The organism is Leisingera sp. NJS201 (assembly GCF_004535885.1).
GTDB lineage: Bacteria > Pseudomonadota > Alphaproteobacteria > Rhodobacterales > Rhodobacteraceae > Leisingera.
In genome coordinates, this window is sequence record NZ_CP038240.1 from 53,365 (window position 1) to 74,913 (window position 21,549).

The window sequence follows — 21,549 nt, forward strand, 5'->3', positions numbered from 1 at the left end:
CCATGCCCCGTATCGGATACGCCCGTGTCAGTTCATCGAGCCAGGATCTCCATGTCCAGAAAACCATGCTGAAGACAGCGGGCTGTGAGATCATCCGATCAGAAACGGTCTCTGGTGCGTCTCGCGACAACCGATCCGAATTGGCAACCATGATGGAATTCCTACGGGAAGGCGATGAGTTGGTTGTTCATCGTCTGGATCGCCTCGGCCGTTCCACCCGCGATGTGCTGAATCTGGTGCATGAGTTGGACGCCAAACGCGCATCTCTCCGTGTGCTTGAACCGGAAGTCACCACGGCCGGGGACATGGGCCGAATGGTAATAACTGTGCTCGGAATGGTGGCCGACATGGAACTTAAGTTCATCCGTGACCGACAACGCGCGGGAATTGCGGCGGCCAAAGATAAGGGCGTTTACAAGGGGAGGCGGAAATCCGTTGATGATGATGAAATTCGGCGGTTGGCGAACGAAGGCATCGCAAAAGCTCAGATCGCTCGTGATCTTGGCGTTTCAAGAATGACCGTCTATCGGGCGCTCGCAAAGGCTGAAACAGAAGCTGACGTTGATTGAGGATGCGGCAAAATAGGGCAGAGAGCCCTTTCTATCGAGCGAACGCTGCAGTCAGGAGCCATCACCGCCCGCTGGGACGCTGGTCTTCGCTTCCAACGGCTCCCCCTCCACCTGCAACGTCTTGTGGCTGTTGGTGTTGAGCGAGACCTTCACTTCTGCCCCTTCGGGCAGGGCTGGGATATGCATCCAGTTTGCATAGAGCCGAGCGAGTTTCTCGCCGTTCACATAGACATGCGCGTGGCCTTCGCCGTCCACGTCCGCGGAGGAGGCGTTTTGAGGTGCAAAGCGGAAGTTCTGCGGCGTGACTTGCAGGTTCCAGCCTGCCATCGGGTCCTTGTGCAGCTGGATGGCGACGCCGGGGGCATCGGGGCCTGCCGCTAGGCTGACAGCTTGGGAATGGTCATGGGCGGTCATTTCACCATGGCCGCCGCCGAAGTGGTCAGCGCTGCCATGCTCATGGCCATCGAAGGTGACGCCATTGCCGGCTGCGATCACGAAGCCGGCACCGCCGCCAAAGATCAGGCCTATGGCAAAAAGAGCAAGAGAGCGGGACATATCGGTATCCTCGGAAAAGAGTTTCCCCGCCGGGCGAACCCGGCGGGGATCAGGCTGGGCCAGTATCAGGCGGCGGCTTCTGCGCGCTTGCCTTCGGTTTGCCAGAAGTAGCCGGCAAAGCTGCCCAAGAGCACCCAGGCGGCCATGCCGACGCCAAAGGCGCGGGCGGCAAACAGGGCGCCGATCTCTGTCGGAACCGGGCCGGTGAAGCTTTCGGGCTCAGGCGCGCCGATTACATGCGGCGCCAGCAGCAGCAGGGCTGCGACGGTATAGCCCGCCAAGCTGCCGCCATAGGCAATCAGCCACATGGCAACGCCCGCGGCGGCCACAGTTGCCCCCCACCAGATCTGACGCGCACCGACATCGGCGGCGGCCACGCCCGGAACTTCCGGCGCCAGCGTCAGGCCGGGCGCGAAGTGGAAGGTGATGAAACCCGCCAGGCCCCATAGAATACCGGTGCGCGCGTTGATCTCGTGGCCCTGGCGTTCAGCCACCGACATCAGCGCCGCCATCACCAGCGCATAGCCGGTGTAGGTCAGCATGGTGAAGATGATGCTGAGCCCGTCACGCATCGGTTCGGCAAACATGCCGGGCAGGTCGGGATGGGCCGTCACCGCTTCGGCACCAAAATGCACCAGCTCTCCTGATTCATAAAGCTCAGCGTGCAGCAGCACGGGCTGCACGAAAACGAGCTGCAGCAGGGCGGTAATCAGCCCTGCTGCAGCGCCAGCGAACAGGCCGCTGGTCAGAATGCGACTGAACATGGCCTTAGTGGCAGGGGAAGCCAGTTGCGTGGCGCACATCATGCGCGGCGTCGTGCAGGGCAGATGCCTGAACATGGCCGGTCAGCGTGATGATCCCGAAACCCAGAACCACTGCAAACAGTGCCGGAAGAACACTGGTGCCAGCGGCGGAAGCCTTAAGCGTCTTGGTCGTCATTTTTAGTCCTCCTTACCGTCACACCCGACGGTACAAGTTGCGTTACCACACGGCCGGTCTCCTGACTCGCGGGTCGCTGCTGCCATCCTCCTTCCCGGCCTTGGCCAGTGGATATTGGAAGGCCGCTCGCCGCTCACAGTCGCGGGGGCGGTTGAGGCTTCGGTGCCGCGATTTGGTCCACCGTCCTCATTCCCGTTTCAGTCCCAGTGCTTAGGCACCATCAGACACCGTATCATGTGGTAATGCCCCGTGCGGCTGAGTCCGGTCAAGGATGATTCCGCCAATTTAAAACACGTCAGCGTCATGCACGGGCGGAAACCGGAAGGCAGGAACCCCTGATAATTTCCAATTTCTCGGCAAAAAACTGCTGGATCTCTTTGTCCTGCCGGCAGCAAGCGGTTCAGTCCAGATCCGCAGGGATGCGGGCGATCACCTTAAACCGCAGTCGGCCCAGCGGCCTGGCATCGGCAAAATTGCCATCCGGGCTAACCTCATACATCCGCAGGAAGGTCAGGATGTCCGGCAGGTCACCCGCGGTGATTTCCCCGAATAGATAGGCGGTCTTCCCGCTTTGCCGCATAGCTAGGGTTTGCGGCCGCTTGCAACCGGACATACATTCCACCTGCTGCAGCCTTACTTTTCCTCCCGAAGCCTCCAAAGCCGCGGCGACCTGCCCAAAAAAGGCAGGGTCTGCGTCGCGGCAAGTTCGGCATAAGGTGAGTGTGGGCAGGCTCATGCGCCGGGCAGGTCCTCAATCGAGCGATCTTCGTTGGAAACCTACGTCCCGTGGTACCATGCAAGCTTGGCTTCAATACCAATTTTGACGCTGAATTTCCTAAAGAGTCCATAGTTAGTTTTGAGGCAAATGTGCTTGGGGCAGCTTGCTGACGCAAGTCGCTCGAATGCTTTTTGTCCAAAACTTCGCCGCGCGGACCACTGAGGCGGATAAACCGTAGAATCAAGGCTTTGCGAAGTATCGCGAGCGGGCCACATCATCCGCACTGCGAGTTAGAACTGTTGCCCTCTGAAAGCAGTCTTAGGGGTGGAAAACACTGCCTTCCCATTCCCTCGCAACCGCAGCAAGGATTGAACAGCCGCGGCGACGGGTGGTTTCGTTGCGCACCCTACCAGTTCAAACAGCACGCAGCGAATGGCGGCAGCTTCAAGCGTTCACACTTCGGATCATTATCTCGATCTCTCTTGGATTTATCAGAAGCAAAGGGCAAACCGACCACGGTCCTGGCGACAACTGAGCCTATGCGGGAGTTGCCCGAAACCGGCCTGCGCCGGGTATCGCTGACAATCTTCCTAAGCTTGCAGGATCACCGAAGCAGGCGTTTCAGCAGCCACAGGCTTGACCACTCTGCCGAACTGTTCAGCCAACGAATCGTCACTTTCGATAAGTCTTATCAGACTTAGCCCTCCTGCGCAGGAAGGTTTGCTTCGCGTTGTAGTCGCATACGATCCGACAGGGAACTTCGAGGAAAACGCTTCTGAAATGCTCAAATTCGTGCGCTGAATACATCATTGCCATCTTGACGCGGACTGCTCCGGTGCTGTGCAATACCCGCATGATGTTTCTGGCACGTATCTTCCGGCTGATCAGGGTCGCCGCTGCTTTTGCGGTAGTTCTTGTGTTGGGATTTTCGTTGCCATCCGCTGCGCATTCTGTCGCGGGCCATCATAGCAATGCAGCGATGTCGCACGACGGACAAAGCCATACTGCCTCCTTTGTGGCCGGCGTAACGCATAAGGCTTCCCATATTGCCGAAAACGATGGTCAAGACACTGCGCAATACACCGCTGATGCCGGAAACTGCTGCGCGGGCGCCTGTATGGCCCTTGCAATACTTTCTTTGCAGCCTGATGCCGCTTTTGTTCAGCAGCCTGTCCGTTGGGTGATGGCTTCCGCGCAGCTGCCGTCTCAGGATCGTGTGAAGGTCCTGCGTCCTCCTAGATCCTGAAAATCTGACCCGCAGAAGCGGTAATTAAAGCCGTTCTGTGCCTAAGCGCAGAACCACTACAGATTATTCTCAGGAAAAACAGATGAAATCTCCTTTTCTGGCCGGGGCATGCGCCCTGCTGCTGGGGGCGTGTGCCGCTGATCCAGCAGCGCTGCCCGATACCGCAGCGTTGCAAAGGGTTGCTGCGCAATCCGGCCCTTACCGTACCCTGAATTATCAGTCTCCCTCTCGGGCTATGAACGCCAAGAACCCAGCGGCCCGGTTTCCTGGCGTGGCGTCAATGATCAGCAGCAGGAGGACCACTGATGAGGATCAGAGTTTGGCGCGCCGTGCTGGCGTCGCCCGTGGTACTTGCTGCCTGCTCGGCCGCTGTACCGGAGAAGTACACCAGCCCGCAGGCCGGATTTCAGGAAGTGGCCAGTCAGACTTCGGCGGTCATCGGCAAACGCACGGCCTTTGCGCAAACACAGGCGGAAAACGAGGCTTTGGCCAAGGAAGTCCGCAGCCTCGTGCAGGGCAAGACGATCTCCGCCGACACAGCGGTGCAAGCGGCGCTTTTGAACAACAAAGGATTGCAGGCATCTTATGCTGCAGTCGGGCTGTCGGCGGCGGAGGCCTGGCAGCAGATGACGCCGGAGAACCCGGTGGTGTCGATCGGCCTGTTGGGGATCGGGGCGCCTGAACTGGGCCTGTACCGGGCGCTGGAATCCACCATCGCCGTGAACCTGCTGGACGTGAAGACGCGCAAGCAGCGCATCGCTGTGGCCGAGGCCCAGTTCCAGCAGGCCCAGCTGAACGCGGTGAACGATACCTTGGCGCTGGCCGGGCAGACCCGGCAGGCCTGGATCACTGCCGTGGCGGCCTTTGAACGGCTGAGTTATCTGCGACAGGCCAGCGAGACTGCGGCAGCAGGGGCAGAGCTGGCGAGCCAGCTAGGCAGGACCGGCGCGCTGAACAAGGCGGGGCAGGCGCGGGAATTTGCCTTCAATGCCGAACTGGCAGGCCAAGTCGCCAGAGCCCGTCTGGAAGCAAAGCTCGCCAAGGAAGAGCTGACGCGGCTGATGGGCCTGTGGGGCAGCGATGCCAACTACTACGTGCCCGATGCTCTGCCATCCTTGCCAAAGTCTTTGCCCAAAGTGTCCTCCATCGAGCAGGCAGCTCTGAAGAACCGGGTGGATTTGCAGGTCGCCAAGCTTGGACTTGAGGCGCAGGCCCGGGCCTTTGGACTGACGGACCGGACCCGGCTGGTGACGGATCTGGAACTGATTGCAGGCTTTGAGGCGGAGCGCGAGCGCGAGGACGGAGTGACCAACACCGAGACCCTTCCACAATTGGAGCTGGAGTTTGCCATCCCGGTATTTGACACCGGCAAGGCGCGGATGCGCAAGGCGGAGCTGTCTTATATGCAAGCGGCCAATGCCTTGGCTGAACGGGCGGTGAATGTCCGTTCCGAAGCCCGCAGCGCAGAACTAGCCTACCACTCCTCTTACGAAATCGCCCGTCACTATCGTGACGTGCTGGTGCCGCTACGCAGGTCTATCGAGGAGGAAGGGCTGCTCAGCTACAACGGCATGATCACCAATACCTTCGAACTGCTGACCGACGTTCGCGAAAAGCTGGCGAGCTCGCTGGAGGCTGCCAATGCCAAACGTGACTTCTGGTTGGCGCAGGCGAATGTAGGTGCCGCGATCTACGGCGGAGGCGGAGGCGCTGGCTCGGCCCCCCAAGGCGGCGGTGGAGAGATTGCCGGTGGCGGCGGCGCAGGCCATTGAAAGGAACGAATGAAATGATGAATCGACGTCAATTGCTTGGAGCCGGCGCTGCGGGTGCTGCGCTGGTTTCTGGTCAAGCGTGGGGCAAGACCTCGAACATGGGCCTGCCCGAAGCCGCCAGCATGGACACTGCGGCCACTCAGCCACCGTTACCTCCCTCTGTTGGGCCGGACTACAACCCGGTAGTCACGCTGAACGGCTGGACCCTGCCGTTCCGGATGAACAACGGGGTGAAGGAGTTTCACCTGGTGGCGGAACCGGTCGAGCGCGAGCTGGCCGAAGGCATGACCGCGCATCTGTGGGGCTACAACGGCCAGTCCACCGGTCCCACCATCGAAGCAGTGGAGGGCGACCGGGTCCGCATCTTCGTGACCAACAAACTGCCGGAGCATACTTCGGTACATTGGCACGGGTTGATCCTGCCGTCAGGCATGGACGGGGTCGGCGGTCTCAGCCATCCGGGCATCCCGCCGGGCAAAACCTTTGTCTACGAGTTCGACCTGACCAAATCCGGCACGTTCATGTACCATCCGCATGCCGACGAGATGGTACAGATGGCCATGGGCATGATGGGCATGTTCATCGTGCACCCCAAGGATCCGGCCTTCATGCCAGTGGATCGGGATTTCCTGATCATGCTCAATGCCTTCGACATCGATCCAGGCTCTTATGTGCCGCGGGTGATGGAGATGACGGACTTCAACTTGTGGACCTGGAACAGCCGGATTTTCCCGGATATTGACCCGTTGGTAGTCAACCAGGGCGACCGGGTGCGGGTGCGCACCGGCAACCTGACGATGACCAACCACCCGATCCACATGCACGGCTACGACTTCGAGGTCACCTGCACCGATGGCGGTTGGGTTCCCGAAAGCGCCCGCTGGCCCGAGGTGTCGATTGACATCCCCGTCGGCGCCATGCGCGCCTATGAGTTTGACGCGGTGCATCCGGGCGACTGGGCGATCCACTGCCACAAGTCGCACCACACGATGAACGCGATGGGCCACGACGTGCCGACCTTCATCGGCACCGACAAGCGCAAGTTGACCGGCCAGATCCGCAACCTTCAGCCCGAATACATGCCGATGGGAACCGCCGGCATGGCCGACATGGGCGAGATGTCGATGCCGCTGCCCGACAACACCGTACCTATGATGGCCGGCTGGGGACCGATGGCCCGCTCGAGATGGGCGGCATGTTCTCGGTCGTGAAGGTGCGCGAAGGCATTGAAGCAAACGACTACAGCGATCCTGGCTGGTACGAAAACCCTCCCGGCACCCAGGCCTATGAATGGACCGGTGAACTGCCCGACTTTGCACGCGCCGATAACGCGCAAACCCGCATTACCCCAAAACCCACCGCCAAGGGCTGACCAGCCATTGGACCCCAACCAAACCTGACGAGGAGACAGATATGAACAAGATTCTATCGGCAGCCATTCTTGGCGCTCTAGCCGCTGCACCGGCCTTTGCCGCCGGCACCCACGGCGGCGGCCATCATGACGAAATGGAGGTCGGCAAGCCCGGAGAGGCAGCCCATGCAGACCGCGAAATCGCTGTCACCATGAAGGAAACCGACGACGGTGAGATGATTTTCGAACCCTCCGGTTTTTCCTTTACCAAGGGCGAAACCATCAAGTTCGTGATCACCAACGCCGGCGAGCTGGAGCATGAATTCGTGCTGGATACGGCCGAGCGAAATGTCCACCACAAAGAGCTCATGGCCAAAATGGACATGGAACATGACGACCCGAATTCGGTGCGTCTGGACGCGGGTGCAACAGGAGAAATTATCTGGACCTTCTCCAATCTCGGCACATTCGAGTTCGCTTGCCTGATCCCCGGCCATTATGAGTCCGGCATGCATGGGCCGGTCGCGGTGCTCGAAGGCGGCGGCGGCACCTTCACGGCCGGAACGGTCAAGAAAATCGACGCCAAATCCGGCAAGGTCACAATCAAGCATGAAGAACTGGTTGATCTGGAGATGCCCGCAATGACCATGGTGTTCCGTGTGGCTCACGCGGCAATGCTGGAGCAGATGCAGGCAGGCGGCAGTATCGAGTTCGTTGCCGAAAGGGTCAAAGGTAAGCTGACCGTGACTGCGGTAAGATAACCGGCAGAGGAGGTCGGAACGCCGGCCTCCTCTCTCCCAAACTCCTAGCAGGCCCATCAGGCGCCCAAGCGCACAACCATCAAAACACTGCACCGGCAGAAATCTGACAATAGGCAATCAAGGCAACGATGCTGGATCTGCACACTCTCACACATGATGCCGCAGGCGCATTCGGGTTCTGGTACGATGACAGCGCACCCGAATGGCTCCACCCGGTGATGCATCTGGTTCTGGTGCTGGCGCCAACGCTGCTTTTGCTCACCTTGGCCGGCCAGGCCGCCTGGCTGCTGCGCCGGCGGCTTCTACGGCGGGCGGCACCGATAGCTCCAGCTCAATTCCCGGCGGGCGGTCTGGAGCCGGGCTTGCCCCGCTATATCCTGCGCACGACCGGGCCGCATCAGCAGATCCTGATCTTGTTCAGCCTGACAGCGATGCCGATCGTCTACCTGTCTCTTGAGCTGCCCAAGCAGATCGTGAACCGCGTGTTTGAAAACGGCAGCAGTCCGGTTGTGGTGTTTGGTGTCGAGCTTTCGCAAGTTTCGCTGTTGTTTCTTCTCTGCGGCGCCTATCTGGCAGTCATCACACTCAACGGCCTAAACAAATACTGGCTGAACATCCGAAAAGGGCGCGTTGCCGAAAGCTTCGTGCGCAGGCTTCGCCTTGCCGTTTACCGCCAGTGGAGGCAGGATCAGCCTACTCGGCGCCAACCTGCGATCATGCCGGTTCTTGGCGCCGAGGTCGAGCCTGTCGGCAGCTTTGCCTCCGAACTGCTAACCGTCCCGCTGCTGCAAGGCGGCACGCTGGCGACAATCCTTCTGTTCATGTTCGTGCAGGATCCGATCCTCGCCGCGGCGGCCCTGACGGTGCTTCCGCTGCAGTTGATCATTGTGCCGCGTCTTCAACGGCGGGTGAATGCAGTGTCCCGCAAACGGATCCGAGAGATGCGCTTGCTAGGTGAGCATTTGGACCGGCAAAAGCGGGATTCCGGGAAAGGCATGCTGCCGGTCGCACGCAGTTTCCGGCAGTTGCTGAAGTTGCGCCTGCAGATCCACCGGCTGAAATTCCAGGCCAAGGCGATCAACAACTTCCTGACCGCCCTAACGCCATTCCTGTTCTATTCCCTCGGCGGGTATTTCGTGTTGCAGGAGCGGGTCTCGCTGGGCGCGCTGGTGGCAATGTTGTCCGCCCACAAGGAGTTTTCATCCCCTCTGAAGGACCTGTTCCGATTCTATCAACAAAGCGAGGACGTGCGGATCCGGTACCAAGAGATCCGCGCCTTCGCAGCGGCCGGTTTCGGCGGGGCGCTCGGCCTCGCAAAAGTTGCTGGTCAACCTCGATACGGCCCGAAAGCAGATTCGTTCACCACTGAGAGAAAGAGATCCTCATGAACAAGAACCTTGTTATCGTGGCTGCCGCAGCTGCCGCGGTGGCCTACTACGTTTACCACAGCACCGATGGAGGCGAGGCAACCACGCAGAGTGCCGTTCTGAAACCCGGAGCTCCGCTTGCCGAGGTTCAGCTGCCGCCGGACTTGAGTGACACTGCCCGGATCGGCAAGCGCGCCTATGACGCGATTTGCGCTGACTGCCACGGAGACAATGCCGCAGGCCGCAACGGCATGGGGCCGCCGCTGGTTCACAAGATCTATGAGCCATCGCACCACGGCGACGCCGCCTTTATGCTCGCGGTCAGAAACGGCGTGCGGGCACATCACTGGAATTTTGGCAACATGCCTGCCAAGCACGGGCTGACCGATGGCGACGTGAAGGGCATCACTCGGTATGTGCGGGAACTGCAGCAGGCAAACGGGATCGAATAACCCGGGGGCGAGAAGCTGGGCCGTAGTAACGGACCTGCTAAAGTTCCACGGCTCTGCAGTACTCATAGCGAACGAGGACGCTACCGAACTCCAGGGACAAGACTGGCAATCGGACATGGGACCAAGGGCGGAAAGATTCTGGCATGGCCGAGAGAATGGCTGCTGTCCTCTGGTTGTTCTTCATACGCCCAATAATGCACTTTCGGGCTATTTGGGCCAGGTTGCAGCTGAGGCGAACAGCAGCAACGTCCCGTATCTCATCAGTTCGAACAGCACGCAGAGAATGGTCACTGCATCTTGGGTTCGCCTTGTGTTCTTTATAACCCCCATCTGTGCACGTTCGGTGCGGTTGGGCCTTGAAGCGGTGCCCGATCGGTAAGTGGGCCAGCTTGCTATGACCCTTTGGCAACATCATTTACGACGCCACGCTCGAAGATGTAGCATCGGCTGATAATGCGGTCGGAGAAAGCACAATGAATGAGACGGAAAAGGATAGGCAGCACCTCGGTCTAGAGGAGCAATGCGCGCCTGACCTGACGGGGCACCGTTTCCCAATTGCTGTGCGCGTTGCAGACATGCCCGATGACCTCGGCAAGCTGCTGGATATCGGGCTCGAGGAGCATTTCCGTGGCCGCTGAAGCGAATTCTTATGACACGTGGTTTTGCGCGCAGGTGCAGGCCACGCTGGAGGATGCACGCTCGGGAACATCTCAGGTTCAGGTGATGCAGGCCGCACAGGCATTGATTGATGCGAAGCGGCAGGTCGAACCCAAGTCCTGACCAAGCCTTGGAGGTCAGCGCGGTCTGACTACGTCACCCTGAAAAGCGAAAGCGGGCTTTTTGTCCTTTGGAACTCAGACCCTGATCCAAAGGAAAATCCCCATGTCCAAACCCAGAACGGCCAACCCGGCTCTCGCAATCTCCGAAGCCGATCTCGCCTCTGCCCTCGCGCAAATCGGCACGGAGGTCGATGACCAGCCCCTGCGCAGTTCAGCGCTCGCGCGTATCATGCGCGAGACGTTTCATGGCAGCGATGCCGGTGGCGCCTGGGACTGGCGCATGGCCTATGACATGATGCAGGCAGCGGCCATCCAGGTGCTTCTGCGTGGGGCCGGTGCCACAGCAGACATCGCCAACGCAAAACTCCTCGCCTCACGTCTCCTTACGGAAACCCGCCGGTCAGAGCAGCAGATCCGTCTGCAGCAGTTTTCCACGCCGCTGGCATTCGCGACCACGGCGGTGCGGGCCGCGGCGATCCGCAAGGGCGAGACCGTTCTGGAGCCCTCGGCGGGCACCGGTGCACTGGCCGCTTTTGCCGCCCGGGCCGGTGCCACGCTTTTGCTCAACGAGATCGACCCCTTTCGCCAGCGCCTCCTGCGCGCGGTTTTCGGCGGCGAGGTGACGGGCCATGACGGCGAGCATATCGATGATCTGCTGCAAACGCCGGTTCTACCCGACGTCGTGGTGATGAACCCGCCCTTCGCCTCCTCGGTCGATCGTTCCCGGGACAAACACATCGCCGCCAAGCATCTCATCGCGTCTGCGAAGCGTCTGGCACCCGGCGGGCGGCTGGTGGCGATCATGCCGCCAGGATTCACGCCCGAACGCGATGCCGCGCATTGGTCGCGGGCCTGCGGTCTTCTGACGCCGCGCTTGGCGCTGACGATGCCGGGGCAGGTCTACCGCAAGCTCGGCACCTCTGTCGAAACCCAGCTGATGGTCTTCGACAAGGTGCAGGACGATGGCGAACTCATCCGCGCCGCGGTTCAGGATCTGGAGGAAGCCTTGGCATATGTCGATGCCGTGGCCGCAACCCGGATCGAGATGCGCCCCGCCCAGCGGGCTGAAGCGATCCCTCAAGCGCGACCGACCGTTCGATCATCTGCCCCGCGCAAGACCGCCGCTTCGCCTGTCGCCGCCTCCAAACCACGGCCCAATACCGTCCGTCCGCTCAGCTTCACAAGCCTTCAGACCCCGCGCGACAACACGCCCATCTCTGACATCTATGCGCGCTACCGGCCGCAGCGGATCGAGATCGCGGGTGCGCAGGAACATCCCACGCCGCTCGTCGAGAGCATCGCCATGGCCTCTGTCGCGCCGCCGGTGCCCTCAGGCGCGGCCAGTGCGGAATTGCGCCTGCCCGCGAAGCTGATCGAGGAGGGTCACGTCTCCGAGGCGCAGCTGGAAACCATCATCATGGCACATGATGCCCATGGGCGTGATCTGCCGGGGCGGTTTATGATCGATGACGACCAAACCAAGCTGACGCGTGCTGATGATGACCCGGACGCATGGGCCTATCGCCTCGGCTATTTCCTCGGCGACGGCGACGGCACCGGTTGCGGTAAGGGACGCGAATGCGCGGGGCTGATCCTTTTGAACTGGCTTTCCGGGCGCAGGAAGGCGATCTGGGTCTCCAAATCCGCCACGCTTATCGAGGACGCGATCCGCGACTGGACCGATCTCGGCGGCTCGCCCGCCGACATCCAGCCGCTCTCCAAATGGAAACCGGACCAGCCGATCACCGTGACCTGTGGCATCCTCTTCGTCACCTACGCCACGCTGCGGTCTGCGGGCAAATGCGGCACCACGCGACTGAGCCAGATCCTCGACTGGATGGGCGCAGACTTTGACGGCGTTCTTGCCTTCGATGAGGCCCATGCCATGCAGAACGCGGCCGGGTCTGAGCAGGGCAGGGGGGTCAAACCCTCCCAGCAGGGCCTTGCGGGCCTGCGGCTGCAACTGGCAGCACCCCGCGCTCGCGTCTTCTACATCTCGGCCACGGGTGCCACGAGTGTGCACAACCTGGCCTATGCCGCGCGGCTGGGGCTCTGGGGGCAGGGCCCCGAATACCCCTTTCCGAGCCGCGAGAGTTTCGTCTCGGCGATGGAAGCCGGCGGTGTCGCCGCCATGGAGGTGGTCGCGCGCGATCTCAAGACGCTCGGCCTCTACACGGCGCGCGCCCTCAGCTTCGACGGCGTGGAGTATGACGTGCTCGAACACGCGCTCACTTCGGCCCAGATCGAGATCTACGACGCATACGCGGCTTCTTTTCGGACGATCCACCACAATCTCGAGGCCGCGCTGACCGCGACTGGCGTCAACGGTGCCTCGGGCGAGACCAATGCCTCGGCAGCACGCGCCTCGGCCAAGTCCCGCTTCGAGAGCACAAAGCAGCGTTTCTTCAATCATCTGCTGATGGGCATGAAGGCCCCGACCATCATCCACGCCATCGCGGACGATCTGGCGGCAGGCAAGGCTTGCGTCATCCAGGTGGTCTCGACGGGTGAGAGCCTGTTGAAGCGTCGGCTTGAGACGATGGACCCGGAGGATGAACTCGTCGAGGGTGCCTTGACGCCACGCGACTATGTTCTCGCCTACCTCGAACAGACTTTTCCGATCCATGCCCAAAAGCTCGTGGAGATCGACGGCAACATGGTGGCTGAGCCGCTTCGGGATGAAACTGGCGCGCTGGTCGTCTCGCGCGAGGCGCTCGCTCTGCGTGACGCGGCCATGATGGAGTTGATGACGCTGGCGCCGATCCCCTCGGCGCTGGATCAGATCCTCTGGGCCTTTGGCGACGAGGCCGTGGCAGAAGTCACGGGGCGGTCCATCCGGCCCCTCAAGGCCGAGGATGGTCATCTCTTCATCGAAAAGCGCGCCGCCAGCAGCAATTCATCCGAAACCCAAGCCTTCATGGACGGTGATAAGGATATCCTTATCTTCTCCGATGCGGGCGGTACGGGCCGGTCGTATCATGCGGCGCAAACGGCGAAGAACCAGAAACGGCGGCGGCACTACCTGCTGGAGCCCGGCTGGCGCGCCGATGCGGCCATCCAGGGGCTCGGCCGCACGCATCGCTCTGCCCAAGTCAGCGCGCCCTTCTTCCGGGTCTGCACCTCGGATGTGCATGGCGAAAAGCGTTTCACCTCGACTATAGCCAAACGCCTCGACCAGCTGGGGGCCCTGACGAAGGGTCAGCGCGAGACCGGCTCGCAAGGCATGTTCCGGGAGGAGGACAATCTCGAAAGCCCGATCGCGCGGGCCGCACTACGTGGGTATTTCGCCGATCTTGCCGCCGGGCGGGCCGAGGCGATGAGCTACGAGAGCTTCACCGACTGGACCGCCCTGCGGCTGATCGACAAGGACGGGGTGCTCCTTGAGGAGCTTCCCCGATCCAGCGGTTTCTCAACCGGGTGCTTGCCCTTCCCATCCACATGCAGAACGCACTCTTTGCCGAGTTCATGCGCCGGATTGCCGATCAGACGGAACGGGCGCGCGCGGCGGGCACGCTCGATCTCGGCGTGGAAACCCTACGCGGCGACAAGATAGAACAGGTCTCCACCGAGGATCTCTGGACCTGCCCGAAATCCGGCGCCGTGACGCGGATTATCGGGCTGGAGGTCACCGACCCAGTGTATGTGCTGGACGCCGAAGAGGCCATGTCGCGCAATCCCGACAAGTTACCGATGGTCAATCGCGCCTCCGGTCGCGCGGCGCTCATCTCGGCGCGCCCCATGCAGATGTATGACGAGGATATCGTCACGCTCATGCGCAAGGCGGTGCGGCCCAATGGCTCCAGCTACCTCGAAGAGACGCGCTTCGAGTCCTCGGCTTGGGAAGAGATCGACAGGCCCGAGTTTGCACGGCTTTGGGATGCCGAGGCAGCGTCCTTGCCAAAAACCACCACAACCAAGCTCTACCTGCTGACCGGGCTGCTGTTGCCGATCTGGAAGGACATCCCGACCACGAATGAACGCATCTACCGCGTCACGCCGGACGGGGCGACCGCCATGATCGGGCGCACGCTGAGCGAGGAAGGGGCGGCCGCGCTGCGCGCCAGCTTCCTCGTCTCCAACCCGCAAACGCCACAGGAGATGCTGACCGCCGCCCTCGGCACCACCGCGCCTGTCGATCTGGGCCGGGGTCTCACCCTGACCCGTCGCCGGGTCGCAGGCGAGATGCGCCTTGAGCTGGGCGGTGCGGACAAGGGCATGATCGAAGGCCTCAAGGCGCTCGGCTGCTTCACGGAGATCATCGCCTTTCAGTTGCGGGTGTTTCTGCCGCATGGGGACGGGATCGACACGGGCCGCATTCTGACTCGGATCTTGGGGCATGCACCAGATGCCGCTTCAGTGGCAGCAGAATAGGCAATGGGGGGAAAGATCATGACACTCGGAGAGATCAAAACCGCCATCGATGCAGGCCAGACCGTGCACTGGGCCAATACCGGCTACGTTGTTCACAAGGACAGCCTCGGCCAATACCTGATCACGTTTGAGCCGAACGGCAGCACCATCGGGCTGACCGACCGGAGCGGGCAGCGGTTGAACGGGGAGGAAGCAGAGTTCTTCATCGCGGGATCGGAGGAGGTCGACGAGAATACCCAGGACAGCCATCCGAGGCCAGACGAACAGGGGAGGGGCGTCGTACCCGGCGGGAAGGTGGCACAGTCTTTCAGGCGTCAGCGCTGAACTGAAGGTTGGGAAGAAAGGAAAGCGAGCTTTCTGGTTTGTGATCCCTCAAGGGGTCGAGAAAGCAATCCCGGTTGCGTTGGCAAAAACGTCAGGCACCGGCCAATCCAAAAGGAACCATCCCATGTTCGCAGGAACCCTCACCCGCAATGTCGAGACCGCAGCCGCCGAGTACACCGGCATGATCCATTCGACGCGCTTTGACATCGCCATCCAGATCGAGGCACGGGCCAAGATGTCCGCTCGCAGCCCGGATTACGACGTGACGGCAGTCAACAAATCAGGCCGCAAGGTGCGTATCGGCACGGCCTGGAACGAGACCGGCAATACCAGCGGCAACCCCTACATCTCGATGCAGATCGATGTCGGCCTCGGCCCGTTCCGGGTCAACGCGGTGCAGACGAAAGAGGCGCGCGCGGCCCAGAGCGGCGAATTCGAGATCATCCCGCTGGTCTCGAACGGCCTGATGAAATCCGGCTCGATCTCGGGCGAGCTCACCGCCATGGACGCTGACAACGCCTTCACGGGCTACATCGCCAACATGATGTTCGATCTGGAGTTTATGCTGATCGAGAACAGCTACAAATCCGAGGAGACCCACCCCGATTACCGCATCGAGGTCAGCTCGCCCCGGGGTAAACCGATCCGCGTCGGCTCGGCGTGGATGGCCAAAAGCAGCCGCACGGGCAATGACTACCTGTCGCTGCTGATCAACACGCCTGATGGCGACTTGCGCGTCAACGCCGTGCAGAACGAAGAACAGCGCGGCGGAAAGACCTTCTCGATCATCCCGTTCATCGACAGCGGTGAGCAGCCGCAGGACGCGGGCGCGGGGCTCTCCTTGGTCGCCTAATCGGCGCGCGGGGGGGAGACGATCTGAACCGAAAGGGGAGCCGTGGGATCACGGTTCCCCTTTTTCCATGTCCGTTTGCGTGAAGGACGTCCCCCGCTTGCGATCAGGTGCAAATGTGATACAATAATATATTATCGATACATCGAGGGCGGGCACGTGGCGGCTAGATCAGGGACGGTTCCATGGTTTGACAACTTTGATGTTGAGGCAGAGGTTGCAGATCTCCTCGCCCATATCGAGCGCTGCACCGGATTCGCGCTACCCGCCCGAAAGCGTGAAGTCATCATGACCCATGCAAGGGCAAATCTCGACAGGACAAGGCAGGCACATCTGGAGGACAAGGCGGCGAGAAAGCCGGTGTCCACATCGCGGCGTGCGTATCTGACCGACCTGCAGGACACGATTTTCATGGCGATCCCGGAAGAGAACCTCGCGCGGATGCCGCTGAGCGAGCAGGTTCTCAACGACCCGTCATTTTACGCTGGCGCCATGCACAGCGCCGCTGCGATCAGCGAGGATGAGCTTTTCATGGCGCTGTCCTCTTCGCTGAAAGACATGAAAGTCCAAGACGCCCGCGCGTTCGTCTCGAAGCTTTGGCACGGCACGATTGACGACAACGCCCGCAAATACGCCGAAGCCCTGAAGCGCCCCGAGCGTGAAATCATGCCGCTGCGGCCTGGGAACACCCTGTAAAATCGAGGCCGCTCCCCTGGCTCAGGCTGTGATCGGATTTGCCGCCTTGGCCACCGGTCCCTTAGGCGTATCGCCGGTAGCGCGCGAAAGCGGTCCATATTTTTTGAAGAGCTGTTCCATAGTCATCAAACTTCAGGTGAAAGAGTGAACAGCGGGATGCTAATGCGGCATCTCCACGACGGAAACTCCTGGAATGTTCTTGCGTGCAAGCTCCAACAGGTGCGCATGGTGCGTGAAAATGATTGCCTGACCGCTCCGTCCGATCTCGGCACAGAGATTCAATGCGGCAGATGCACGGGTATCGTCGAAGGTTTCCATAATATCGTCGAGAACCATGGGCAGGGGGCCCGGATCACGCGCGAAGCTGCGGTAACCGGCCAGGCGCAGGGCAAAATATAATTGGCCCATGGTTCCAGTGGACATGTTTTCGACCTTCACGGGGCCGCCGCCGGGTTTGATGCCGACCAGCTTTTCGCCCTCGGATTCACTCCAGACAACGACTTTTTCCCATTCCTTAGATGTCATGGTGACAAAAGCTTCTTCCACGTCTTTCAGCATTGCGCTGCTTCGTTCGGCAGCCAGGCGCTTTAAGGCACCCCGCGCAGCCAATATCCCGAGCCTTGCGACAGCCGCATGCCTTGCACCGTTTCGTAACTCTTCGAGGATCGTGGCCTGTTCGGTGATCAGATCGCTGTTGTCAGCGGCATGAAAAGCTTCCTCGTAAAGGCGTTCTTTTTCATTCATTTCCTTCAAAGCGGCATCCCGTGCCGTTTGCGCATCGTCAAGTTTTTGCTGCAGTTCCGCTTCTCGCGTTACATCGGGCAATCGCGTCAGCTCTTCGTCAAAGAGCGTACGATCCACGCCGTCGCGCGCCTTATTGCGGCTCGTGTCCGCATTGGCCCGGTCTTCGCGCAACTCGTCGCGTTCAGCTAGAATCCCCACGCGCTCCGTCGGCGAAAGATCCTCACCACCTTGTCCTTCAAACAAGTTTTCCAGCTGGGTTTGCGCTTCGTCCCGGGCAACTATCGCACGCTTTCGGCCTTTGACCTCCTTGTCGAGAAGGTCTTCTTCTCGTTTTCTCACACGATCCGCCTCAGCGGTTTTGGTTACACGCGCACGAGCGCGGTTGATGATGGGAAGTGGATCGTCTTTCGGATTGTAAGGCTCCTCCAGGATCTCCGCCAATCGTGCGGCACTCCTTGCCAGGGTGGCAACGGCGCGTTCCAGGGCTTCAACACGTCCCGCCAGGCTTCTGTGATTACTGTGAACCTGTTGCAGCGTGCGCAGGTGCGGCAGCGCTGCTTTCACGCCCGTGGCCGAGCGATCAGGAAGAGGTCGCGCCGAGGTCAGCGTTTCCAGTCGGTTCAAGGCTGCCTTATGATCTGTCTCGGCTTGGGATACAGCTTTCTGGTAGTCGGCAATGCTACGTTCCCCGCGACGCCAGTTCTCCCATGTCTTACGGACACTTTCCTGAAGTGTGAGAGCCTTGCCAACCCGCTCAGGGAGGTCACTATCTTCACCTTCAAGGGCGACTAGGCGGGCTGCTGCCAGCAGTTCGTCAAAGGCTGCCTTGCGGCGCTTGGCGCGGTCCTCAAAGGCATTCTCCGCAATAGTGACCTCAGTTGCGATCTCAGCCGCCGCCGTCAGGCTGGTAAGTCTAGCAGCAAACGCAGCCGGCCCCGTATCGACGGGAAAGCCCAGGGCAGTCGCGAGTGAGCCGCCCCGCTTGGTCAAAGCTTCGTGTTTTCCGGTGAGTGCTTCGAGTTTGTCTTTTGCCGTGTCACGTGCGGCTTTTGCGGTGCTTTCCTGTGCGCGCGAGTTTGCAAGCTGTTTGCGCGCCTCCGTGCCCATCAGATAGCTCGTTCGGGCGCCATCATCTGCATGCATGGCCTCCTCAAAACGCTCCGCGGTTTTGTCGGAGAGACTGCCACGATGGGATTGCCAGGCTGTGTCACGCTGACGACGGGTTTCTTCCGTCGCTGCAGCGTCAATCGAATCCGGCGCGCTTTCGTCGGCTTCGCGTTTTGCGCGCGCGGCCTTGTAGTCCGCTTCGCGACCTTCCAAATCTTCTGTGGCGGAAACGATGTTGGCATTCAGGGTGTTCCATTCCCTGAGGATTTCATCGAGACTTTCACGTGCAGGCAGGCCGTTCTCGATAAGTGTCTGCCAAGAAGCAGGTAGACCCGAAACTGCTTTGGCTAGCCGGGCGAGTTCCGATGCGAGGTTATGTTCAAGACCTGACACGTCCGAAACTTTCTGCCATGCGTCAAACGCGATCTGCAGGTGAGACAAGTCCTTTGGTTCGGTTGGAGTATCCCCCAGCTGATCGCGTGCGGTCTTCAACACGTTTGAAGCCGCTCGCAGCTCGCCCTCGCTGGTTTGACAGGCCTGTACCGCATCCGCGAGTGTCTCCAGTTCTTCGGTCGTCAGGACCAAGGCCTCTACAGGCTCGTCACTTACCGCCAACGCTGTCAGAATCTGTTTTATCTGGCGGCCCGCGTCATCGCGCTCACCTGCGCGCTTTTCCAGATCCGATCTGGCCGTGTCCGCTCGGGAGGTGAGGGACGCCCCATCGATTCTGATTTGATCCAGCTCTGTGAGTTCCGCTTCGAGATGTCCGGCAGCCGGGTCAGCCTCATTTTCTGAAATGACCGCTTCATGGCGCGCAATTCTGTCATCGGCGCCTGCGATACTTTCTGCTTTCTCCGATAGGGTTGTCACGAGTGTGGCGACTTGCCCATCCGTGCCCTTCTTCAAATTCGGACCTTCCGGAAAATCGGCAGAAAATTCGTCGATTTTCCGAATTTCCTCCGATTTGTCATACCAGGTCTGCGCCGCCGCTCCTGCTGCCTGCCGTTTTCGGGCACGCGTGAGGTCGGTGTCCGCCTGTTCGAAAGCCTTTTGCGCGGTCTCTCTGTCTTTCCGAAGAGTGCGTTCCCGATCCGGCGTGAGACGTTCCGTTCGAAGTGCCTGATGGATCTCTTTCAAGTGGTCTTTGCCGGTTTTGAGCGCCGTACCTCGGCCGCTCTTCTTGTGAAACTTTTCGGCGCGGGCTGTCATGTCTTCCAGTGTCGTCGCCATACTGGTCAGGCCTGATACACCCGCATGCAGAAGCTGGCCCAGGTCGCCTTTTGCCTCGGCAATCCGTTCACCGCCTTTGCGGAGTCCTTCGTCGTTGAGTGAGAACCTTTCGACATAACCCTCCATGGAAAGGCCATGGAGCGCACTTGAAAGAATGGCTTCGTCGACCGGGCGGTCCTGATGATCAAGCAGGGACTGGGTGCGTTTGCCATTTCGGCGCAAAACTGTCACCCCGCGTCCGGGGATACCCAGCTCCGCTCCGACCAAAAGGTCATTGCGTTCAAACCTGAAAGCGTACGGGTGGGTTCCTGCTTTCATACCAAAGAGAAGTTCCAGAAACCCGTTAAAGGCCGTGGATTTTCCCGATTCATTCGGTCCATAGATTACGGTGACATCAGGTTTGCCCTCGGCTGGTGCCGGGAGCACGATCTCGGCGCCGTCAAAACGGCCATAGCGAATGAGATCAAGCCGGTTCAGTCTCATTCCGCGGCTCCTGAGTGCAGAGACAGCGTAACTTCAGTAACGGCCTCCTCCAAAAGGTCATCCAAGGCGTCTTCAGATAATTCGTCGGCAATTTCACGGGGCATTGCGTTTCTGAGTTCTTCGAGGATCTCTTTGGTGGCCAGCTGGAAGCCCGGTTCGGTGAGCTCGGCCCGCATCAGGCGCACTAGGTCATCCGCCTTTGCGTCGATCAGTTGTTTGGGGGCAACCACTTTGATTTTGTCGATAAACACGCGCTCGATGTCATCGAACAATTCGTTCGCAAGGGCCGTCAGTGTCTCAGCAGTATGGTGGCCTGTGGCCACCTGCAGACGCACCGCTATGCGGTGTTCTGGATGCTGCACCCCTTGGAGTGCACACCGAAGCGCGCTCAAAACTTCCTGAACATCTGAAGATTTACTGAGATCCAAAGCGCATTCGGTGAATCTCAGATGTCCAACCCGATGCCGTTCGATATTCGGAGTGTCATCATCAAGCTCGACAATCGCGACCGTACCGCCGGTAAGTTCTCCGAAGTGGCGTGGTTGCGGAATGCCCGGCATGACAGCGAGAACTGGGCCTGATGTGCGCTCAAAGGGGGCATGGATGTGGCCGAGGCACCAAAGGTCATAGCCATGTGCCAGCAGATCCTGCTCGGAGCAGGGAGCATAGGGATCGTGACCTGGCGAGCCATCCAGCGACGTATGCATCAGTCCGACGTTTTTCCGGCCAGCCACCGGCGCCGGGTAGTCGGGCAGGAAGCTTTTTGAGACATGCGCCGTGTCGAAAGACAGTCCGTGGAACCACACGCCACCGATTTCCACGCTGGGCTCGTTCTTGTGCAGCAAATGAATATTCGGACCCAGGTTACCGTGGGCTCGGTGATCGAGAAGGGCATCGTGGTTGCCACGGATCAGTACTGTGGGAACACCCGCGTCAGCGGCGCGTGCCAATTGCGAGATCAGAAATGCCCGGGACTTCAGGTCTGGTTGGTCATTATCAAAGATGTCGCCAGCGAGAACCAGTGCATCGACACTTTCCGAGATTGCCAGATCAACAATGCGAATGAACGTGTCCCGACTTGCCTGTTTCAGATGGTCACCCAGATCCGGATTGCGCATCGCGGTCGAGCGAATCGGCGACCCGAGATGAATGTCGGCTGAAACGAGGACACGCATAGATTTTAAATCTTCCTGAAAACGATCGATGTGAAAAAATGAATCTGCATAAGGATCTGT

At 60.2% G+C, this 21,549-nt stretch carries 17 protein-coding genes, 2 pseudogenes and 1 riboswitch; of the genes and pseudogenes, 13 read left to right on the forward strand and 6 right to left on the reverse strand.

The annotated features are described in order from the left end of the window. Positions 1–2: 2 nt before the first annotated feature. Positions 3–569 (forward strand): recombinase family protein, encoded by a 567-nt coding sequence (locus ETW23_RS24560; protein ID WP_129373435.1) that lies wholly within the window; start codon positions 3–5, stop codon positions 567–569. A gap of 51 nt (positions 570–620) precedes the next feature. On the opposite strand, the gene ETW23_RS24565 is transcribed toward ETW23_RS24560, so the two are convergent. The 4 genes from ETW23_RS24565 to ETW23_RS27015 all read right to left on the reverse strand — a co-directional run bounded on the left by ETW23_RS24565 (position 621) and on the right by ETW23_RS27015 (position 2,799). Beyond that, entirely contained in the window at positions 621–1,124 is a 504-nt protein-coding gene (locus tag ETW23_RS24565) for a hypothetical protein (protein WP_129373436.1), read from the reverse strand. 65 nt (positions 1,125–1,189) lie between these two features. Continuing rightward, entirely contained in the window at positions 1,190–1,888 is a 699-nt protein-coding gene (locus ETW23_RS24570; protein WP_129373437.1) for a CbtA family protein, read from the reverse strand. A 4-nt stretch (positions 1,889–1,892) separates the two neighbouring features. Then, complete coding sequence (locus tag ETW23_RS24575) at positions 1,893–2,063, reverse strand: CbtB domain-containing protein (RefSeq protein WP_082015742.1); 171 nt, start codon at positions 2,061–2,063, stop codon at positions 1,893–1,895. Between the two features lie 33 nt (positions 2,064–2,096). Continuing rightward, positions 2,097–2,310: riboswitch (cobalamin riboswitch) on the reverse strand. A 153-nt stretch (positions 2,311–2,463) separates the two neighbouring features. Beyond that, entirely contained in the window at positions 2,464–2,799 is a 336-nt protein-coding gene (locus ETW23_RS27015; RefSeq protein WP_129373438.1) for a DUF1636 domain-containing protein, read from the reverse strand. An 835-nt stretch (positions 2,800–3,634) separates the two neighbouring features. Between ETW23_RS27015 and ETW23_RS24585 the strand changes: the two genes are divergently transcribed. The 12 genes and pseudogenes from ETW23_RS24585 to ETW23_RS24635 all read left to right on the forward strand — a co-directional run bounded on the left by ETW23_RS24585 (position 3,635) and on the right by ETW23_RS24635 (position 16,750). After that, positions 3,635–4,027: a hypothetical protein gene (locus ETW23_RS24585; protein WP_129373439.1), complete on the forward strand. Its 393-nt coding sequence runs from the start codon at positions 3,635–3,637 to the stop codon at positions 4,025–4,027. A gap of 305 nt (positions 4,028–4,332) precedes the next feature. After that, complete coding sequence (locus tag ETW23_RS24590) at positions 4,333–5,799, forward strand: TolC family protein (RefSeq protein WP_129373441.1); 1,467 nt, start codon at positions 4,333–4,335, stop codon at positions 5,797–5,799. A gap of 14 nt (positions 5,800–5,813) precedes the next feature. Continuing rightward, positions 5,814–7,171, forward strand: a pseudogene (locus tag ETW23_RS24595) (multicopper oxidase family protein). A 41-nt stretch (positions 7,172–7,212) separates the two neighbouring features. Then, positions 7,213–7,911, forward strand: coding sequence for a copper-binding protein (locus ETW23_RS24600; protein WP_129373442.1), 699 nt, complete (start codon positions 7,213–7,215; stop codon positions 7,909–7,911). 218 nt (positions 7,912–8,129) lie between these two features. After that, positions 8,130–9,299 carry an ABC transporter ATP-binding protein gene (locus ETW23_RS24605; RefSeq protein WP_205879984.1) on the forward strand — a complete coding sequence of 390 codons (1,170 nt, stop codon included), beginning with the start codon at positions 8,130–8,132 and terminating at the stop codon, positions 9,297–9,299. Beyond that, positions 9,296–9,730 (forward strand): cytochrome c, encoded by a 435-nt coding sequence (locus ETW23_RS24610; RefSeq protein WP_129373443.1) that lies wholly within the window; start codon positions 9,296–9,298, stop codon positions 9,728–9,730. The genes ETW23_RS24605 and ETW23_RS24610 overlap by 4 nt, the downstream gene beginning before the upstream one ends. A gap of 473 nt (positions 9,731–10,203) precedes the next feature. Next, on the forward strand, positions 10,204–10,368 hold the full coding sequence (locus ETW23_RS25320; protein ID WP_009819683.1) for a hypothetical protein: 165 nt from the start codon (positions 10,204–10,206) through the stop codon (positions 10,366–10,368). Next, positions 10,358–10,510 carry a hypothetical protein gene (locus ETW23_RS24615; protein WP_024099307.1) on the forward strand — a complete coding sequence of 51 codons (153 nt, stop codon included), beginning with the start codon at positions 10,358–10,360 and terminating at the stop codon, positions 10,508–10,510. Before ETW23_RS25320 ends, ETW23_RS24615 begins: the two co-directional genes overlap by 11 nt. A 102-nt stretch (positions 10,511–10,612) precedes the next feature. Then, positions 10,613–14,880, forward strand: a pseudogene (locus ETW23_RS24620) (strawberry notch-like NTP hydrolase domain-containing protein). Positions 14,881–14,898: 18 nt separating this feature from the next. After that, positions 14,899–15,204: a hypothetical protein gene (locus ETW23_RS24625; protein ID WP_024099309.1), complete on the forward strand. Its 306-nt coding sequence runs from the start codon at positions 14,899–14,901 to the stop codon at positions 15,202–15,204. 124 nt (positions 15,205–15,328) lie between these two features. Beyond that, positions 15,329–16,057 carry a DUF736 family protein gene (locus tag ETW23_RS24630; protein ID WP_024099310.1) on the forward strand — a complete coding sequence of 243 codons (729 nt, stop codon included), beginning with the start codon at positions 15,329–15,331 and terminating at the stop codon, positions 16,055–16,057. Positions 16,058–16,342: 285 nt separating this feature from the next. Further along, a complete protein-coding gene (locus ETW23_RS24635) occupies positions 16,343–16,750 on the forward strand; it encodes a hypothetical protein (RefSeq protein ID WP_040104417.1) in 408 nt (135 codons plus the stop codon). Positions 16,751–16,909: 159 nt separating this feature from the next. Here ETW23_RS24635 and ETW23_RS24640 read toward each other — a convergent pair whose 3' ends face one another. Further along, positions 16,910–20,314: an AAA family ATPase gene (locus ETW23_RS24640; RefSeq protein WP_024099312.1), complete on the reverse strand. Its 3,405-nt coding sequence runs from the start codon at positions 20,312–20,314 to the stop codon at positions 16,910–16,912. After that, on the reverse strand, positions 20,311–21,489 hold the full coding sequence (locus tag ETW23_RS24645) for a DNA repair exonuclease (protein WP_096873515.1): 1,179 nt from the start codon (positions 21,487–21,489) through the stop codon (positions 20,311–20,313). The genes ETW23_RS24640 and ETW23_RS24645 overlap by 4 nt, the downstream gene beginning before the upstream one ends. Positions 21,490–21,549: the final 60 nt, after the last annotated feature.

What these genes read in the sequence shown, in the direction of transcription:
- ETW23_RS24625 (WP_024099309.1), top strand. Translation starts at nt 14,899, where the DNA reads ATGACACTCGGAGAGATCAAAACCGCCATCGATGCAGGCCAGACCGTG.
- ETW23_RS24635 (WP_040104417.1), top strand. Translation starts at nt 16,343, where the DNA reads ATGACCCATGCAAGGGCAAATCTCGACAGGACAAGGCAGGCACATCTG.
- ETW23_RS24640 (WP_024099312.1), bottom strand. Translation starts at nt 20,314, where the DNA reads ATGAGACTGAACCGGCTTGATCTCATTCGCTATGGCCGTTTTGACGGC.
- ETW23_RS24560 (WP_129373435.1), top strand. Translation starts at nt 3, where the DNA reads ATGCCCCGTATCGGATACGCCCGTGTCAGTTCATCGAGCCAGGATCTC.
- ETW23_RS25320 (WP_009819683.1), top strand. Translation starts at nt 10,204, where the DNA reads ATGAATGAGACGGAAAAGGATAGGCAGCACCTCGGTCTAGAGGAGCAA.
- ETW23_RS24575 (WP_082015742.1), bottom strand. Translation starts at nt 2,063, where the DNA reads ATGACGACCAAGACGCTTAAGGCTTCCGCCGCTGGCACCAGTGTTCTT.
- ETW23_RS27015 (WP_129373438.1), bottom strand. Translation starts at nt 2,799, where the DNA reads ATGAGCCTGCCCACACTCACCTTATGCCGAACTTGCCGCGACGCAGAC.
- ETW23_RS24605 (WP_205879984.1), top strand. Translation starts at nt 8,130, where the DNA reads ATGCATCTGGTTCTGGTGCTGGCGCCAACGCTGCTTTTGCTCACCTTG.
- ETW23_RS24645 (WP_096873515.1), bottom strand. Translation starts at nt 21,489, where the DNA reads ATGCGTGTCCTCGTTTCAGCCGACATTCATCTCGGGTCGCCGATTCGC.
- ETW23_RS24610 (WP_129373443.1), top strand. Translation starts at nt 9,296, where the DNA reads ATGAACAAGAACCTTGTTATCGTGGCTGCCGCAGCTGCCGCGGTGGCC.
- ETW23_RS24570 (WP_129373437.1), bottom strand. Translation starts at nt 1,888, where the DNA reads ATGTTCAGTCGCATTCTGACCAGCGGCCTGTTCGCTGGCGCTGCAGCA.
- ETW23_RS24600 (WP_129373442.1), top strand. Translation starts at nt 7,213, where the DNA reads ATGAACAAGATTCTATCGGCAGCCATTCTTGGCGCTCTAGCCGCTGCA.
- ETW23_RS24630 (WP_024099310.1), top strand. Translation starts at nt 15,329, where the DNA reads ATGTTCGCAGGAACCCTCACCCGCAATGTCGAGACCGCAGCCGCCGAG.
- ETW23_RS24565 (WP_129373436.1), bottom strand. Translation starts at nt 1,124, where the DNA reads ATGTCCCGCTCTCTTGCTCTTTTTGCCATAGGCCTGATCTTTGGCGGC.
- ETW23_RS24585 (WP_129373439.1), top strand. Translation starts at nt 3,635, where the DNA reads ATGATGTTTCTGGCACGTATCTTCCGGCTGATCAGGGTCGCCGCTGCT.
- ETW23_RS24590 (WP_129373441.1), top strand. Translation starts at nt 4,333, where the DNA reads ATGAGGATCAGAGTTTGGCGCGCCGTGCTGGCGTCGCCCGTGGTACTT.